We start from the raw sequence: 16,726 nt of genomic DNA on the forward strand, positions 1-16,726 counted from the left end.
CAGATGAAATTCCTCGATTTTGCCAAAGTCTATGTTAAATCCGGCAACGGTGGGGGTGGCTGTGTGTCATTTCACCGTGAAAAATTTGTGGAATATGGTGGCCCCGATGGCGGTGATGGCGGCCGTGGCGGTGATGTCTGGCTAGAGGCCGTCGAAGGCCTGAACACGCTGATCGATTTTCGCTATCAGCCGCATTTCTTTGCCAAAAGCGGCCAACCCGGAATGGGCCGTCAGCGCACCGGCAAAGACGGCGAACATGCGATCCTAAGGGTGCCGGTCGGTACAGAAGTGCTGGATGAAGATCAGGAAACCTTGATTGCGGATGTCACCGAAGTCGGCCAGCGTGTGTTGCTGGCCAAAGGCGGCAATGGCGGTTTCGGCAATCTGCATTTCAAATCGGCCACCAATCAGGCCCCAAGACGCGCCAATCCCGGCCAACCCGAAGTCGAACGCACGCTTTGGCTGCGCCTGAAACTGATCGCCGATGTTGGCCTGCTGGGCATGCCCAATGCCGGCAAATCCACGTTTCTGGCCACCACGTCGAATGCGCGCCCCAAAGTGGCCGATTACCCCTTTACCACCCTGGTGCCCAATCTAGGGGTTGTGGGCGTGGATGGCGTTGAATTTGTGGTCGCCGACATTCCCGGCCTGATCGAAGGCGCCTCAGAAGGGCGCGGATTGGGCGATGTGTTTTTGGGCCACGTAGAACGCTCTGCGGTGTTGTTGCATCTGGTTGATGGCACATCGGGGGATCCGGTGCGCGATTACCAAACCATCATCGGCGAATTAGAGGCCTATGGCGAAAACCTGGCCGATAAACCCCGTGTGACTGTGTTGAACAAAATTGACACGATGGACGAAGAAGAACGCGATTTCCTCAAAGAAGAGCTGGAAGCCGCCGTGGGTGGGCCGGTTATGTTGATGTCTGGGGTGTCCAGCGAAGGCACGGTGGATGTGCTGCGTGCATTGCGGACACAGATTGATGATGACCGGCTGCGTCGCCAAAAAGGCGACGAGGAGGAAGAAGCGTGGCGTCCCTGAAAACGGCCAAACGGGTTGCGGTGAAAATCGGGTCTGCCTTATTGGTGGACCGTGATACCGGGCAATTGCGCGTCGAATGGCTCGCGTCTTTGGCGCAGGATGTGGCGGCTTTGCGTGCACGCGCTACAGATGTGATTTTGGTGTCGTCTGGTTCCATCGCTTTGGGGCGTGGCGTATTGGGGCTGCCTTTTGCTGATTTGCCCCTAGAACAAAGTCAGGCCGCCGCTGCCGTGGGCCAGATACAACTGGCCCAAGCCTATCAAAATGCACTGGCACAGCATGGGATCAAAACGGCACAAGTCCTTGTTACATTAGAGGATTCCAGCAATCGACGCCGGTATTTGAACCAGCGTGCGACGCTTGAAACGCTCTTGAAAATGGGTGTTGTGCCCATCGTGAATGAAAACGACACCGTTGCCACCGACGAAATCAGATATGGTGACAATGATCGCTTGGCCGCTCAGGTCGCGGTTACAGTTGGCGCAGATAATTTGGTGCTATTGTCGGATGTGGACGGGTTTTATTCGGACAATCCTAACATTAACCCAGACGCGCAACGATATGATGTTATTGATAAAATAACGCCCGAAATCGAAGCTCAGGCAGGGGATGGCGTGTCAGGATTGTCCAAAGGTGGGATGATCACCAAATTGATGGCTGCACGTGTGGCGACCGAGGCGGGATGCGCGATGGCAATCACATTAGGGTCGCCTCTGAACCCTCTGGAAAATCTGGAAAATAACGCGCCCGCAACTTGGTTTTCTGCGCAGACCACACCACAGGCGGCGCGCAAAGGCTGGATTTCAGCCATGAAGCCCAAAGGCCAGATCAAGGTCGATCAAGGGGCAAAAACCGCGCTCAATTCCGGGAAAAGCTTGCTACCGGCTGGTGTTGTAGACGTTTCCGGCCAGTTTGAACGGGGTGATCCGGTCGAAATATTGGCGGCGGATGGTCAACGTCTGGCCTTGGGCTTGGCGCGATATACCGCGCAGGAATCCCGTTTAATTCAAGGGCGTCGATTGGCTGACATAGAAGGCATTTTGGGATATACGGGCCGCTCGGTCCTAATCCATCGCGATGATATGGTGATATGATGAAAGATTTGCACGACATTCCTGCCTTGATGGCAGATATCGGAAAACGCGCCAAAGCCGCGAGCCTGGAGTTGGGGTTTGCACCGTCTGAAGTCAAACAAAAGGCGTTGGAAATTGCTGCGGATACCGTTTGGGACCGCCGTTCAGATATCATCAACGCAAATGCATTGGACATGGAATATGGCCGCGACAAAGGCCTGAGCCCGGCAATGTTGGACCGTTTGATGCTTGACGAGGCGCGGATCGAAGGCATTTGCGCCAGTTTGCGCGCCGTGGCCGCCCAACAAGACCCCGTTGGCGAAATTATGACCGAATGGGATATGGAAAGTGGGCTTCATATCAAACGGGTCCGCACACCGTTGGGGGTAATTGGCGTCATATATGAAAGCCGCCCAAACGTCACCGCGGATGCCGGCGCGTTGTGTCTCAAAGCGGGCAACGCCGTCATTCTGCGCGGCGGATCAGAGAGTTTCCATTCGTCTGGTGCCATTCACGACTGTCTTGTTGCGGGGCTAAAGGCGACCGGCCTGCCAGAAGATGCAATTCAACGTGTTCCAACGCGCGATCGTGCCGCCGTTCAGGAAATGCTGACCATGACCGATACAATTGACGTGATTGTACCGCGCGGCGGCAAAGGTCTGGTTGGACTGGTCCAACGCGAAGCCCGTGTTCCGGTTTTTGCCCATCTGGAAGGGATCGTTCATATCTATTTGGACAAATCTGCGGATGAAGACAAAGCATTGCGCGTTATTCTTAATGCAAAAACCCGCCGCACCGGGATTTGCGGATCAGCGGAATGTTTGTTGGTGCACAAAGACGCTTTGCCGCTTGGTCAAAAGGTTGTCGATGCCTTGATTGAGACAGGCGTAGAGGTGCGCGCGCAAGGTTTGAATGGCACAATTCCTGCGACGGATGCGGATTGGGGAACCGAATATCTGGACATGAAGATCGCCGCGAAAACCGTTGATAACATTGACGAAGCGATCAAACATATCCAAACCTACGGGTCAAACCACACAGATTGCATCATCACTGAAAACGACCAAGCCGCGGCGCAGTTTTTCACACGATTGGATTCCGCAATCCTGATGCAAAACGCGTCGACGCAATTTGCAGATGGCGGTGAATTTGGCATGGGCGCAGAGATCGGGATTGCAACCGGGAAAATGCATGCACGTGGCCCGGTTGGGGCGGCGCAACTGACAAGCTTCAAATATTTGGTCACTGGTGACGGCACCACGCGCACATAATGCGCGTGGCTTTGGCCTTAAAACGTTAGGCTTAACCCTGTGTCATCGGCAGAAATGTTCATTGATCGACCCAGCGCTGTTAGCGCTCTGGGAAGCAATGCAAACTGAACCTGGGCCGAGCTGACTTTGTAGTTGGATTCCGGGTCCATCAAACTGTTCCAAAGGTCCCCATCCTGACGCAGGGTTTCGGTTTCACTGCGCAAGGTCCAGATATCGCCGTCTTTCGTCACCGAAATTGTTCCCCCCGCCGGCATCGAGGCTTCCATGCACAAAATCGCCAAAAACACACATTGGACTTCGGCGCGATCTGGGTCGCCTTCAATCGACAGCGAATGCTGCACACGCCCGCCTCGTGAAATCGCTTTTAGTATGGACGCCACTTCGTTGGCACCAATCGATTGCCCCGATCCGGGCGACCCAAAGGCCACGCGAAACAGACGTATGCGTGCATTGGCGTTTTCGATGCTTTCGGAAATCAACGCCATTTCAGGGCTTTGGGCGACGCCGGTCAGTGTTAACAATTCAATTCCATTGCCAATCGCCCCCAAAGGGCTAATAAGATCATGGCAAATGCGCGAGCCGACAAGCGCGCTCAGGTCCTGCGGGTTCATAGTAAGGCTCCGATATTTATGGCGGGTGTGATGAACAATCTGAACGAGTTCCTGGAACCAGGGATGCTCGTGCGCCATCCCAACCAACCGGATTGGGGGGATGGACAGGTGCAATCCAATATTGATGCACGGATAACGGTGAATTTCCAAAACCAGGGGAAAGTCGTTATTGATGGCCGCCATGTGGCTTTGGTCATGTTGCCCTCGCGTTAACCATGCACAACCTAGGGTAGCATTACATTAAGTCTTGTCAACAACTTAGGTGCAGTTGCTTTTCTTTACCTGCCCGCCTAGTAATTCGGCGAACGAATTGATGGGCCATTTATGAACCAAGTTCCCGTAGAATATGAACTGCGACTGGCCGTCTGCGAAAAAGACAAAATCGCGGCGCAGCGTTTGCGTTATATCGTATTTGTAGAAGAATTAGGCGGCGATGGGCCGCTGGTTGACCATGATGCGCGTCTGGAAAAAGATGAATTTGACGATTTTGCCGCGCATTTGGTGCTGATTGATAAATCAAACGGCGATCCACATAACGTCGTGGGTGTCTATCGGTTGATGGATTCCGATATGGCGCAACGGGCCGGTCAGTTTTATTCAGCTGGCGAATATGATCTGGCACCGCTTTTGGCCAATAATCGCCCGGCATTGGAACTGGGGCGATCTTGTTTGCACCCTGACCACCGTGGCGGCGCGGCGATGTATCATTTGTGGCATGGATTGTCGGAATATGTGGCCAAACACGGGATCGAAATCCTGTTTGGCACGGCCAGTTTTCATGGCACCGACATTTCATCCCTCGCACAGCCATTGTCATTGTTACATCACCGCCATTTGGCCCCAGAATCCCTGCGGGTGACAGTTTTGCCGGAACATGGCGTGCAGATGGATGTATTGCCGGACGATCAAATCAGTCGCAAAGAGGCAATGCTGCAAATCCCGGCCTTGATCAAAGCCTATCTGCGGATCGGCGGCTATGTCGGGCAGGGGGCCTTTGTGGATCATGCGTTTAACACCACGGATGTTATGCTGATCCTGGACACGGCCCAAATGAATGACAAACAACACGCGCTTTATACTGGGCGGCGTAAGGGTCAAAAAACGTGACCTGGACCTCTGATGATCCACCTGACAGCCACCAGATCCCTGTATCCGGTTGGATCCGGGTGATTTTACGCGGCATTGTATTGATCACTTTGGTGTTTTGCGGGCTGTTTATCCTGTTGTTGATACGGCTGATTGAACGGCCTGCCTTTGGGCTTGGTCGTCCGGTGACGCCCTATGTTACGCAATTTGTGTGTCGCAATGCGTTGCGGATCATTGGGATCACCTATCAAACATCCGGCAAGCCGATGGCGGGGCACGGCGCGATTGTTGCCAATCATTCCAGTTGGTTAGACATCTTTGTTCTTAACGCCCGCAAACGTATTTACTTTGTTTCCAAATCCGAAGTGGCGTCATGGCCGGGCATTGGCTGGTTGGCGCGCGCGACGGGAACCGTCTTTATTGCCCGCAATCGCAAAGAGGCAGGCACACAGGTCAAAGTGTTCCAAGACCGCCTGAATGCGGGTCACAAATTGCTGTTTTTTCCAGAAGGCACATCGACCGATGGGCGGCGGGTTTTGGCGTTTAAACCGACTTTGTTTGCCGCGTTTTTTGCACCGGAACTGCGCGAAACATTGTCAATTCAGCCGGTTAGTGTGGTGTACCAAGCCCCCAATGGGATGGATCCCCGGTTTTATGGCTGGTGGGGCGACATGGATTTTGGCCCGCATTTTCTGGCGGTGTTAGCGGTGCAAAAACACGGATCCGTTCACGTCGTTTATCACGACCCGATCCCGGTTTCGGACTGCCCCAACCGCAAAGACATGGCCGCAAAGGCGCACAACATCATCCGCCATAGCGTTGAACAACGGCTTTTGGGCCAAAATCACTCAAATGCTGAATAAAGTGTTTTCAACGCCGCGATTGGGTCATCCTGCGACCAGATTTCATCACCAATCGCAAAGAAATCCGTAAAGGGCGCAAGGGTGCGAATGATGTCCGCATCCAGCGCGCCCTCGGCGACGATTGGCACTTCGACCACTTGGGACCACCAATCAAACAATTCCGCCTCTGCCTGACGTCCATCACCCAGTTCCGTCACACCAGCAGGGCCAAAACTGACATAATCCGCGCCGATTTCACCAGCATTCAATCCATCATGCCGGGAATTGCCACAGAATGTGCCGATGATTGCGTCATCGCCCAATTCTTTGCGCACGTTGCGCACAGATCGCGCCCCGTCCAGCAAATGCACACCATCCAGCCCCAATCGTTCCACCATCAGAATATGGCTTTCGATCACCAGCGCCACGTCGCGATCATGGGTGACGCTGCGACAGGCATCCGCGGCTTTGGCGATCCGGCTTTCGTCTTTGGTGGCCAAAGCCAGCCGCACACAGGCCACATCCACGTCATCCAGCGCGCGTGCCAACAGATCCGGATAGGTCGACAATTCAAATTCTGACGGCGTGATCAGATAGAGCTGCGGAATTTCGAGCGGCTCAGAAGCGGCATCAGTCATGGCGGTCTCACTTTGATTTTTGTGCCGTCACGACGACATCAAGTTGGTTGTGACGCTATAACGGTAAGTCTATTTCGGAGGCAAGGAAGATGCGTTCTCCATCGCCATTTGCAGCAATATTGCCCGTCTTTGATCATCTGCCAACAGATCTTCGTCGACGGATACCATACCGCCCATGGGACGACCGGTAAAATCCAGTGGGCGCGCGCCCTCAATGGCTAACGCTTCTGCTTCGCGGGATTTGCCGACGCGAAACATGCCGCCATCTTTGTGCACGCCGCAGACCATATTGCCGTTCAACAGAAAACATAGGCCCCCAAACATCTTTTTGCTGGTGATGCCCATATGGCCGTCCAAATCTTCGCCCATCATTTGGGCCAATCCTGCGTCATATGCCATTTCGGTCTCTCTTCGTGTTGCTTACCTTGTATTGGTCGTCCCAACAGCCTATCACGCCACGCGACATCCATGAAAGCACCCAAACCATGCCCACCGATACGCCTCAGCCGTCCTTTGTTTTGATCCGCCCGCAAATGGGCGAAAATATCGGCGCAGCTGCGCGGGCCATGTGGAATTTTGGGCTGGATCGGATGCGGATCATTGCACCGCGCGATGGCTGGCCGAACCCAAATGCGGTGGCCATGGCATCTGGGGCGGGGCGGCTGTTGGACGAAGCGCAAGTGTTTGACACCACCGCCGATGCGATCAGCGATTGCACCTATGTGTATGCAACCACCGCGCGGCCACGGGGATTGACCAAACCGGTCCTAACCCCAGAAGCCGCCATGGCGGAGGCCGCGCAACGCATCGCATCGGGTGAAAAAGTGGCCGTGATGTTTGGCCCTGAACGCGCCGGAATGGAAAACGATGATATCGCGCGGGCCAATGCGATCATTTCAGTGCCGGTTAATCCGGAATTTGCATCGCTTAATCTGGCGCAATGTGTGTTGCTAAACGCCTATCAATGGCGTCTGGCCACGTCAGAAATTGAACATCGCAAATTGGATGGACACCGAACCGAAGTGGCCGAACAGATCGAAATTGAAAAACTGGCTGATCATTATGAACAACGGCTGGGGGATGCTGGGTTTTTCTACCCCGAAGCCAAGGCCGACCACATGAAAATCAACCTGCGCAATCTGTGGTCACGTCTGCCACTGACCCGCGCAGATGTGCAGATATTACATGGCATTATGCGGCAAATGGTGCGTTGGAAAGAACGCGATTGATCGCAAATCCAATCAGGTGCTGCGGGTTTTCATCCGTAGAAATGCGCGGCATCCTTCTTGCCCTTCCTGTCCCATCCCCGTAGCGTTCGCCAAAGAATTGGAGACTTAAATGGCGCAGAAACCCCGTTCCATTTTCGAAGACGTATCAACCGACGACAAAACCCAGATTGCCGCAGCCGCCCCCGGTGGGATTGACCGCGGCGGGCAGGGCGCGCGGGGTCCAATCCGGGTCTGGTTGATTGTGCTGGCGACAATGGTGGCTTTGATCATCGTTATCGGTGGCCTGACCCGTTTGACCGATAGCGGATTGTCGATCACCGAATGGAACCCGGTTACCGGCACAATCCCCCCGCTGGATGCGGCCACATGGCAAGCTGAATTTGAAAAATATCAGGAAATCCCTGAATTTCAGCTGCAAAACCGCGATTTTACCATGGATGAATTCAAAACCATCTATTGGTGGGAATGGGGGCACCGTCTGATGGGGCGGATGATTGGGCTGGTCTGGGCGATTGGCTTTGTCGGATTTGCCGTGACAAAACGCATCCCCACAGGTTGGTCAAACCGGTTGCTAATCATCGGCGTGCTGATCGGAATTCAGGGCGCGATTGGCTGGTGGATGGTGCATTCTGGCCTGCAATCGGGCATGTTGGATGTGGCGTCTTATCGGCTGGCCACCCATCTGGGGTTGGCCTTTGGTATTCTGGGGCTGATCACGTGGTACATTCTGCGCATTGAACGCCGCGAAGTGGATCTGCTGCAGGCCCGCCGATTGGGCGCACCAAAACTGTTTTCCATGTCCACCGGGCTGATGCATTTTGCGTTTCTGCAGATCCTGCTTGGGGCCTTGGTGGCAGGGATCGATGCGGGGCGTGCCTTTCCCACTTGGCCTTTGATGGGCGATGGGTTTTTTCCCCCTGAACCGTTCCTGATCACCCCGATCTGGCGTAATTTCTTTGAGGATGCTGGGCTGGTGCAATTCATGCATCGCTGTTCTGGTTATCTGCTGTTTATCTTTGCCATCGTGGTGTGGAATCGCGGTCGCAAAGTGGCCAATGCCAAAACCAAATTCGCCTTTAATGCGGTTCTGGCAGCGCTGTCGCTGCAAATGGTACTGGGCATTGTCACAGTGCTGTATTCTGCGCAATTGCACATTGCCATCACCCATCAGATCGTTGCGATCCTGATCTGGGTGTTGATCCTTCGGGCCCGTTTTCTGGCCCAATATCCCATTGCTCAATCCGTAAGAGGGTCCTGATCTATGCAAGCTTTTGATGATCTGATGCGTTTTCAACGCGAAACCGAAGCTTTGGGCCAAATTGCCGGCCGGTTGGGCTGGGATCAGGAAACGATGATGCCACGCGGGGCTGCGGCGCAGCGGTCCGAAGAAATGGCCGCAATTGAGGGCGTTTTACACGGCCGTCGCACCGATCCGAAACTGGGCGACTGGCTGTCGCAGATTGATGACGCGAATTTGGACAATGTCGGTCAGGCTCAAATGCGCCATATCCGCCGGTCCTATGATCGCAATATGAAAGTGCCGGCCGATTTGGCGGCGGATATTGCACGTATCACGTCCAAAGCCCAAGGCATTTGGGCACAAGCCCGTGAAAACGACGATGTTGCCGCCTTTGAGCCGATCCTGAACGATGTGCTGGACCTGCGCCGCCAAGAGGCCGCGGCCCTGTCTGGCGACGGCGATGCCTATGACGCATTGCTGAACGATTATGAACCCGGCGAAACGGGGGCCGAATTGGCGGCGATGTTTGACGCGCTGCGCCCCCGATTGGTGGCATTGCGCGCTGCCATTTTGGACAAACCCGAAATTCCTGGCGTCACTGGCACGTTTGACGAAGCCAAACAAATGAAACTGACGCGCGTGATCGCCAAGGCGTTTGGCTATGACATGTCCATGGGGCGCGTCGACAAGGCTGTGCATCCGTTCAGTTCCGGGTCGGGGCAGGATGTGCGCATCACCACCCGCACCAATCCCACCGATCCGTTCAATTGTTTTTATTCCACAATCCACGAAGTCGGCCACGCCGCCTATGAACAAGGCATTGATGATGCTTATCTTTTGACGCCATTGGGCGCGGGCGTATCTATGGGGGTTCATGAAAGCCAGAGCCGGATTTACGAAAACCAAATTGGACGGTCACGTGCCTTTACCGGGTGGTTGTTTGGTCAGATGCGCGATGCCTTTGGCGATTTTGGGATCACAGACGAAGACGCTTTTTATGGCGCGGTGAACCGGGTTGAAAACGGCTATATCCGCACCGAAGCGGACGAAGTGCAGTACAACCTGCATGTCATGTTGCGGTTTGATCTGGAACGGGCGTTGATTTCTGGGGATTTGAACGTTGTCGATCTGGAAACCGCATGGAATGACCGGTTTAAGGCTGATTTCGGCTATGATGTCGACAAGCCCAGCAATGGCGTTTTGCAAGACGTGCATTGGTCCGTGGGCCTGATGGGCTATTTCCCGACCTATTCGCTGGGCAATGTCTATGCTGGGTGTCTGTACCAAGGGCTGCGTGTGGCGGTGCCCAATCTGGATGATCAATTGTCGGTTGGGGACACATCGGCGGCCACGGCGTGGTTGCGCGAAAATCTGCAACAGCATGGCGGGCTTTATGAACCGCGCGACGTGATCAAACGCGCCAGCGGAATTGACCCAAGCGAGGCCCCATTGCTGAGCTATCTAGAAGACAAGTTCAGCGGCATATACGGGCTGTAAAACAGAAAAAAGGGGCGCGACAGTGAATGTTGCGCCCCTTTTTTGTTAAAGGTTTTTGCCAACAAAGATCAGCTGGCGCGGAACAGCATCCCAAACAGATCCCGTGGATCATCCGGGTCCGCCAGCATATCCAAAGGCTCAAAGAAATCCGTGCCTTGGATCGCGTTCTTGACGTATTTCAAGGCGCTGAAATCTTCGATGGCAAAGCCAACTGAATCAAACAAAGTGATCTGTTTTTCATCAGTGCGTCCCTGAACCTGACCTGTCATGACCTGCCACAGCTCGGTCACATCATGATCTTCGTCCAACTGCTGAATTTCGCCTTCTATCCGGGTTTGTTCCGGGTATTCGACAAAGATTTTGGACCGCAGAAGAATGTCGCGATGCAGTTCGGTTTTGCCCGGACAATCCCCGCCGATGGCGTTGATATGAACACCCGCGCCCACCATGTTGTCGGTCAGGATTGTCGCGTTTTTCTTGTCCGCGGTGCAGGTGGTGATGATCTGCGCGCCCTCAATTGCGGCCTCTGGCGTCGTACAGATGGTCACATCCAAACCGCGCCCCGCCAGATTGCGTTTGCATTTTTGGGATGCGTTGGCGTCGGTGTCATATAGGCGCACATGGGTGATGCCGCAGATGGCCTTGAACGCCAGACACTGGAATTCAGATTGCGCGCCATTGCCGATCATCGCCATGGTCGTCGCACCCTTGGGAGCCAGATACCGCGCCACCAACGCAGATGTCGCCGCCGTGCGCAATGCGGTCAGCATCGTCATTTCCGTCAACAGGATCGGATAGCCGGTATACACATCCGCCAACAGGCCAAAGGCCGTGACCGTTTGCAGGCCCTCAGATGTGTTTTTCGGATGGCCGTTTACATATTTGAACCCATAGTTTTCGCCGTCCGATGTGGGCATTAATTCGATCACACCATGGGGGGAATGGGCCGGAACACGCGGGGTTTTGTCGAACAATTCCCATCGTTTAAAGTCTTTTTCGATTTCATCTGCGATGGCTGAAATCATCTGTTCAACACCAATGTGGTGGATCAGTTTCATCATGTCATCGACAGAAACAAATGGCACGAGGGCCTTATCAGAAGGGGCAAGTGTCATGGGATTACCTATGTGAGAGATGAATGCCAGCGATCATGCACCGCACGGACCCGCCAGCGGTTTCAATCGTTGGAACTGACAACGGCAACAAAGTTGCGCTGTTGGTGATGATCGCGGTTTGGTCTGGCCTAAGCGCCGCCAAAGCCCGCGCGGAAATCGCCAATACGGGACCATTTTTTCCCGTTAATTCAATGGCGTTTCCGGCAAATTCGTTGATTTGATCATGGCTTAGGTCGATCACGGTTTTTCCGGTTTCTTCCAACCGGGATTTGACCATCGCACGGCGGTCTGGTTCCACGATCATGTCCAGACAAATCAGGGCATATTCCGTGCCAATCCCCATCAGAACATTGGTGTGATACACATCGCGCCCCTGTGCATCGCGGGCATCAAACGCAATGGGTTCATAGTTGAAATGGGTACAAAACCGTTCCAACAAAACCGGATCTGCGCGGTGGGATTTCGCCGTATAGGCTATGCGTGCAACATGATCCAAAACCATTGCACCTGTGCCTTCGAGCGCCAGATCATCCTGTTCCAAACCGGAATAATCGATCACATCCTGAACGCGGTATTCCTGCTTTAACAGCTCAATCACATCCGCACGCCGTTCGCGCCGCCGAGATGGGGCAAACATCGGATAAATCGCAACGTGACCACCAGAATGTGTGGAAAACCAATTGTTTGGAAACACGGAATCCGGCGTGTCACGAACCCCATGATCATCAAACACATGCACGGTGACACCGGCATCGCGCAACTGGGCCACGGCGGTGTCATGTTCATCGCGCGCGGCACGTGACGTCACATCGGCAGACCGGTTAGACAGGGTTTGAAACGCATTATCGTCATGAGTTTCTGGGTTCGACGCAAAAGCATGCGGGCGCACCATAACCACCGCAGAAGGGGCTTGAATAGAATGCATCAGAAGCTCCTTGTGGGACGATCAAAGATACGACGCCCCATCAAAGACGCCGCCAGATCCACCATCAGTCGCGCTGTGCGACCACGTTCATCCAGAAACGGGTTCAGTTCGACCAGATCCAGCGATCCAACCAGCCCGCTGTCATGGAGCAATTCCATAACCAGATGGGCTTCGCGTTCGGTGGCACCACCAGGAACGGTTGTGCCCACGGCGGGCGCATAGATCGGATCCAGGAAATCCACATCAAGCGAAACATGAAGCATCCCATTGGCCGCCCGCACTTTTTCCAGAAACGCAACCAAAGGCGGTTTGATGCCAAATTCATCCAAGGCCCGCATATCCGCCAAATGGGCGTTGGTTTGCGCCAAGGCTTCGTGTTCGGCGATATCTACGGATCGCAACCCAATGAAACAGACGTTTTCCGTCGGCACCACATTGTTCAATTTCGGAAAAGCATCAAAGCCGGGCCGCCCGGTGAAATAGCCAACCGGCGTGCCGTGCAGGTTGCCGGAATCGGTGCTGTCCGGGGTGTGGAAATCGCTATGCGCATCCAACCATAGCACAAATAACGGACGGTCCTGTGATGCCGCGTAATCCGCCATGCCCGGCACGGTGCCCAACGACAAGGCATGATCCCCGCCCATAAAAATCGGGAAACCATGGGTGGCGGCGGCGCGCGCGGCCTTGGTCAATGCCCGGGTCCAACCCACGGTTTCAGGCAATTTCACAAGGTTCTCTTGCTGCGGTATTTCAACCGTTTCGGGTGTCACATTGCCCAAATCCTGAACGTTATGGCCCAGTTCAGACAGGGCTTGGCCCAGTCCAGCGGTGCGGTAGGCATCCGGTCCCATCAGACAGCCTTGGCGGCGTTTGCCCGAATCTTGGGGGATCCCGAGAAGAAGGATATTTTGTGTCATACCCTTTGATGGCCCGACAAAGCGCTTGTCGGAACCCCGCAAAATGCGCAAAAGGAAAGGTAATTGACCAAAACGGAGGTTCAAATTGGACGATTTGGATTTACGGCTGATGAATGCGTTGCAACGCGACGCCCGCGCATCCCTGTCAGAGCTGGCCGATCAGCTGGGCGTGACCCGCACCACCGTGCGCACGCGGATGGAAAAGCTGAAACTGGAGGGTGAAATTGTCGGGTTCACGGTGATCGCGCGCAAAGACGTGGCCACCAGCCCCGTGCGTGGTTTGATGATGTTGGGCATTGAGGGACGCGGAACCGAACGTATCATGGCCCGCATCGCCGCGATGCCGCAGGTACGCGCGGTGCATTCCACAAATGGCACATGGGATTTGATCGCAGAAATCGGCACCCGCACCCTAGAGGAACTGGACGAAGTGCTGTTTGCCATTCGCCGCATGGATGGCGTTACACGGTCGGAAACCAACCTGTTGCTGTCCACTCGGCGGGGGCGTTTGTAATTAGGCCCGACGCAGAACCATGACCCATGCGGCCATAAACACCAAAGATGCCAAAGCGTTATAGCTGGCCATCGACAGGCCAAATAATTCCCAGACCACATCGTCACATAGGACAACATGCACGTCCTCTAAGCTCAGAAGATTGTCGCTAGAAGACAAGCCAGAGCCGGTGCAGCTGGACGGACCTTCCCAAAATCCCCGTTCAACGCCGGTGTGGTAGATGCCCAAACCTGCCGAAACGGCCATGGTAACCGCCCCGATGGCGGGCCAGATTTTGGCGCCCATTTTCCAGGCCAACAGGCCCAGAGCGATCCCAATCACATGCGGCCAGCGCTGCCATAAACACATGGCACAAGGCTGATATCCCAACATCTGAAATCCAAACGCCCCAAGCAGAAGCGCCGCCGATCCACCGGCCGCAATGAGGATCAAATGAAGACGTGTCATAGGAATTTCACCGCAATAAACCCACCTACAAGCAACAGACAGAAAACCGTAAAGACAAGCCCCAAACGGCGTTCAATGAAGTCACGAATGGGTGATCCAAATTTCCACAACAGGGCGGCAACGATAAAGAACCGCAAGGCCCGTGCAACAATGGCCGACAGAATAAACACCGGCAAATTCAATGCGGTAACACCGCTGGCGATGGTGATCACTTTGAACGGGAATGGCGTGACGCCCGCGATCAAAACGGCCCATGCACCATATTCATTATACCGCTCTGCGAAATGATCGAAATCTTCGCCTTTGCCGTAAAATTCCAATATCGGCTGGCCCAATGTTTCGAATAATCCATACCCGATCCAATAGCCAAACAGCCCCCCCAAAACCGATGCGATCGTCGCAACCGCCGCGATTTTCCAGGCGCGGGTCGGCGCGGCGATGATCATGGGGATCATCAAAACATCCGGTGGGATTGGGAAAAATGAACTTTCGACAAAGGCGACAATTGCCAGCGCCCACAAGGCGCGCGGGCTGTCGGCCAGAGAAAGGGTCCAGTCATAAATACGTCTGATCATAATCTGCTCGCTTTTTTAGCTCTTAGGCCATGTGTCTGGTTCAACGTCAAGCATAGGCTGGGTTTTGCCACGGGGCTGATTTGGCTAAGTTGGACGTGAACGAGGAGGATTCCGTATGAAATGGCAAGGACGCCGGACCAGCCGCAACATAGAAGATCGCCGCCGATCTGGACGTGCCAGCATGGGCGGTGCCGGGGGCATTGGCGGGCTGGGATTGGTCGCAGTGCTGGTTCTGGGCTTTGTTTTTGATGTGGATGTGTCGGCCTTATTGGACGGGCAGGGCGGCACGCCATCGACCTCAAATACGAACCTGAGCCAAGCGGATCAGCAGATGGGTGAATTTGTGGCGGTGGTTCTGGCCGATACCGAAGAGGTTTGGCACAGTATTTTCCAAAACCAAATCGGAGAACCATACACAGCACCGACTTTGGTTTTGTTCAAAGGCGCCACGCAATCACGATGCGGCGGCGCAACCGCGGCAACCGGCCCATTTTACTGTCCTGCCGATCAAAAGGCCTATCTGGACACTGCATTTTTCACGACCTTGTCGCAACGGCTGGGGGCAGGCGGCGATTTTGCAGCGGCCTATGTTATCGCTCATGAAGTCGCCCATCATGTGCAGAACGAATTGGGCATTCTCGGTCAGGCCAACCGTATTCGCGCCCAAGTCAGTCCTGAAGAAAGCAATGCGATTTCTGTGCGGATTGAATTGCAGGCGGATTGTTTTTCCGGTGTCTGGGCCAATCATGCCCAACAAATGTTTGGGTCACTGGAACAGGGTGACATCGGTGAGGCCGTGAATGCCGCGCGTCAGATCGGGGATGACACATTACAACGCAATGCAGGCCGCGTAGTGCAACCACATACATTTACCCATGGGTCAAGCGCGCAGCGGCAACGTTGGTTTGAACGCGGATTGGAAAGTGGTGAGCTTTCTCAATGTGATACGTTTTCGACGGACCAATTATAAGAAAAGAAGAGCCGTGAAAAAGACATGCATTTTTTGCGCGATTTGGCGTTGACGCCCCCGAGCGGGGAAGCTAGAAGCGCGGAACTGGCCGGTGTGGCGGAATGGTAGACGCAGGGGATTCAAAATCCCCCGCCTTCACGGGCGTGAGAGTTCGAATCTCTCCACCGGCACCAGTATTCTCAGATAGTAATTCTGCGTCGTTGAAACGAAAAACGGATCGCAATCGCGATCTGTTTGTTTGTTATATGTCGGGGATATAGCCGCGTTTCAAATGTTTCGGCAACAGCGCCACGTCTGCATCAAAAACAACCCAAAATGACATCCCTTTATAATTGCCCATCAATCATCCAATCGGTTGGTGTCAAAAGGGGGCGTCAATAAGGGCAGATCCATTGTGACGCTTTCGGCAAATCTGACAGAAAAAAGGCGCGGCCATTCGGCGGCGCCACATTTGCGCCAATACAATCATACCATTGTCTACAGCGGCCAAGTAATTGAAGAAATTGACGTTCCGATTCGCCTGTTTCATGGCTAATTTTTTGAAAGCAGCACCAATAACAGTAGAATATCGCCATTGGTTCCGTTCTGAGAACAAGCCAATTCTTGCCGGAAATAAGTCAAAACTAAGATGATTGCAGCCAATGACGGCGGTCCATTGTCGAACATTTGGAAACAAAGTGTATGAATTCGGCGTGCAAACCTCTGCGCTATTGCAAGTTTAACGAGAGTTTTATG

At 54.2% G+C, this 16,726-nt stretch carries 19 protein-coding genes and 1 tRNA gene; 12 read left to right on the forward strand and 8 right to left on the reverse strand.

The window, feature by feature from the left end; genetic code table 11:
* Window positions 1-3: 3 nt before the first annotated feature.
* From obgE to AB1F12_RS08610, 3 genes are read left to right on the forward strand one after another with little or no spacing between them, the layout of a single operon-like run.
* Complete coding sequence (gene obgE, locus AB1F12_RS08600; protein WP_368183487.1) at window positions 4-1,041, forward strand: GTPase ObgE; 1,038 nt, start codon at window positions 4-6, stop codon at window positions 1,039-1,041.
* Window positions 1,029-2,135: a glutamate 5-kinase gene (proB, locus tag AB1F12_RS08605; protein WP_368183489.1), complete on the forward strand. Its 1,107-nt coding sequence runs from the start codon at window positions 1,029-1,031 to the stop codon at window positions 2,133-2,135. Before obgE ends, proB begins: the two co-directional genes overlap by 13 nt.
* Entirely contained in the window at window positions 2,135-3,385 is a 1,251-nt protein-coding gene (locus AB1F12_RS08610; RefSeq protein WP_368188320.1) for a glutamate-5-semialdehyde dehydrogenase, read from the forward strand. Before proB ends, AB1F12_RS08610 begins: the two co-directional genes overlap by 1 nt.
* 17 nt (window positions 3,386-3,402) lie before the next feature.
* Here AB1F12_RS08610 and AB1F12_RS08615 read toward each other — a convergent pair whose 3' ends face one another.
* A complete protein-coding gene (locus tag AB1F12_RS08615) occupies window positions 3,403-3,996 on the reverse strand; it encodes a histidine phosphotransferase family protein (RefSeq protein ID WP_368183490.1) in 594 nt (197 codons plus the stop codon).
* Between the two features lie 30 nt (window positions 3,997-4,026).
* On the opposite strand from AB1F12_RS08615, the gene AB1F12_RS08620 reads away from it, so the two are divergent.
* From AB1F12_RS08620 to AB1F12_RS08630, 3 genes are all read left to right on the forward strand, one after another.
* A complete protein-coding gene (locus AB1F12_RS08620) occupies window positions 4,027-4,209 on the forward strand; it encodes a DUF3553 domain-containing protein (RefSeq protein ID WP_368183493.1) in 183 nt (60 codons plus the stop codon).
* A gap of 111 nt (window positions 4,210-4,320) precedes the next feature.
* The gene (locus AB1F12_RS08625) at window positions 4,321-5,103 is read left to right on the forward strand and encodes a GNAT family N-acetyltransferase (protein ID WP_368183495.1); all 783 of its coding nucleotides are present in this window, start codon (window positions 4,321-4,323) and stop codon (window positions 5,101-5,103) included.
* Entirely contained in the window at window positions 5,100-5,945 is an 846-nt protein-coding gene (locus tag AB1F12_RS08630; RefSeq protein ID WP_368183496.1) for a lysophospholipid acyltransferase family protein, read from the forward strand. The genes AB1F12_RS08625 and AB1F12_RS08630 overlap by 4 nt, the downstream gene beginning before the upstream one ends.
* Here the strand turns inward: AB1F12_RS08630 and AB1F12_RS08635 are convergent.
* Both AB1F12_RS08635 and AB1F12_RS08640 read right to left on the reverse strand, forming a co-directional pair.
* Complete coding sequence (locus tag AB1F12_RS08635; protein ID WP_368183499.1) at window positions 5,927-6,562, reverse strand: thiamine phosphate synthase; 636 nt, start codon at window positions 6,560-6,562, stop codon at window positions 5,927-5,929. The two genes, AB1F12_RS08630 and AB1F12_RS08635, sit on opposite strands and share 19 nt — an antisense overlap.
* Window positions 6,563-6,631: 69 nt before the next feature.
* The gene (locus AB1F12_RS08640) at window positions 6,632-6,961 is read right to left on the reverse strand and encodes a TfoX/Sxy family protein (RefSeq protein WP_368183501.1); all 330 of its coding nucleotides are present in this window, start codon (window positions 6,959-6,961) and stop codon (window positions 6,632-6,634) included.
* 86 nt (window positions 6,962-7,047) lie between these two features.
* Between AB1F12_RS08640 and AB1F12_RS08645 the strand changes: the two genes are divergently transcribed.
* The 3 genes from AB1F12_RS08645 (at window position 7,048) to AB1F12_RS08655 (ending at window position 10,528) form a co-directional block, all read left to right on the forward strand.
* Window positions 7,048-7,791, forward strand: coding sequence for an RNA methyltransferase (locus AB1F12_RS08645; protein ID WP_368188322.1), 744 nt, complete (start codon window positions 7,048-7,050; stop codon window positions 7,789-7,791).
* Between the two features lie 109 nt (window positions 7,792-7,900).
* Window positions 7,901-9,049, forward strand: coding sequence for a heme A synthase (gene ctaA, locus AB1F12_RS08650; RefSeq protein ID WP_368183503.1), 1,149 nt, complete (start codon window positions 7,901-7,903; stop codon window positions 9,047-9,049).
* Window positions 9,050-9,052: 3 nt separating this feature from the next.
* A complete protein-coding gene (locus tag AB1F12_RS08655; RefSeq protein WP_368183504.1) occupies window positions 9,053-10,528 on the forward strand; it encodes a carboxypeptidase M32 in 1,476 nt (491 codons plus the stop codon).
* Window positions 10,529-10,596: 68 nt separating this feature from the next.
* Here the strand turns inward: AB1F12_RS08655 and AB1F12_RS08660 are convergent, their stop codons facing one another.
* Genes AB1F12_RS08660 through rocF form a run of 3 tightly spaced genes read right to left on the reverse strand, consistent with a single transcriptional unit; the run spans window position 10,597 to window position 13,485 of the window.
* A complete protein-coding gene (locus tag AB1F12_RS08660; RefSeq protein ID WP_368183505.1) occupies window positions 10,597-11,643 on the reverse strand; it encodes an ornithine cyclodeaminase in 1,047 nt (348 codons plus the stop codon).
* A gap of 4 nt (window positions 11,644-11,647) precedes the next feature.
* Window positions 11,648-12,568 (reverse strand): citrulline utilization hydrolase CtlX, encoded by a 921-nt coding sequence (gene ctlX, locus AB1F12_RS08665; RefSeq protein ID WP_368183507.1) that lies wholly within the window; start codon window positions 12,566-12,568, stop codon window positions 11,648-11,650.
* The gene (gene rocF, locus AB1F12_RS08670) at window positions 12,568-13,485 is read right to left on the reverse strand and encodes an arginase (protein WP_368183509.1); all 918 of its coding nucleotides are present in this window, start codon (window positions 13,483-13,485) and stop codon (window positions 12,568-12,570) included. The genes ctlX and rocF overlap by 1 nt, the downstream gene beginning before the upstream one ends.
* 85 nt (window positions 13,486-13,570) lie before the next feature.
* Here rocF and AB1F12_RS08675 point away from each other — a divergent pair, with 85 nt between their 5' ends.
* A complete protein-coding gene (locus AB1F12_RS08675; RefSeq protein ID WP_368183510.1) occupies window positions 13,571-13,999 on the forward strand; it encodes an Lrp/AsnC family transcriptional regulator in 429 nt (142 codons plus the stop codon).
* Here the strand turns inward: AB1F12_RS08675 and AB1F12_RS08680 are convergent, their stop codons facing one another.
* Both AB1F12_RS08680 and AB1F12_RS08685 read right to left on the reverse strand, forming a co-directional pair.
* Window positions 14,000-14,446, reverse strand: a complete 447-nt coding sequence (locus tag AB1F12_RS08680; protein WP_368183512.1) for a disulfide bond formation protein B — start codon at window positions 14,444-14,446, stop codon at window positions 14,000-14,002.
* On the reverse strand, window positions 14,443-15,021 hold the full coding sequence (locus tag AB1F12_RS08685) for a YqaA family protein (RefSeq protein WP_368183514.1): 579 nt from the start codon (window positions 15,019-15,021) through the stop codon (window positions 14,443-14,445). Before AB1F12_RS08685 ends, AB1F12_RS08680 begins: the two co-directional genes overlap by 4 nt.
* A 115-nt stretch (window positions 15,022-15,136) precedes the next feature.
* Between AB1F12_RS08685 and AB1F12_RS08690 the strand changes: the two genes are divergently transcribed.
* Together AB1F12_RS08690 and AB1F12_RS08695 are read left to right on the forward strand one after the other, a co-directional pair.
* Window positions 15,137-15,991: a neutral zinc metallopeptidase gene (locus AB1F12_RS08690; protein ID WP_368183515.1), complete on the forward strand. Its 855-nt coding sequence runs from the start codon at window positions 15,137-15,139 to the stop codon at window positions 15,989-15,991.
* 87 nt (window positions 15,992-16,078) lie between these two features.
* Window positions 16,079-16,164 (forward strand) — tRNA-Leu (locus tag AB1F12_RS08695).
* Window positions 16,165-16,726: the final 562 nt, after the last annotated feature.

Origin of the sequence: Aestuariibius sp. HNIBRBA575 (genome assembly GCF_040932005.1) — a bacterium.
Lineage (GTDB): Bacteria > Pseudomonadota > Alphaproteobacteria > Rhodobacterales > Rhodobacteraceae > CANLNM01.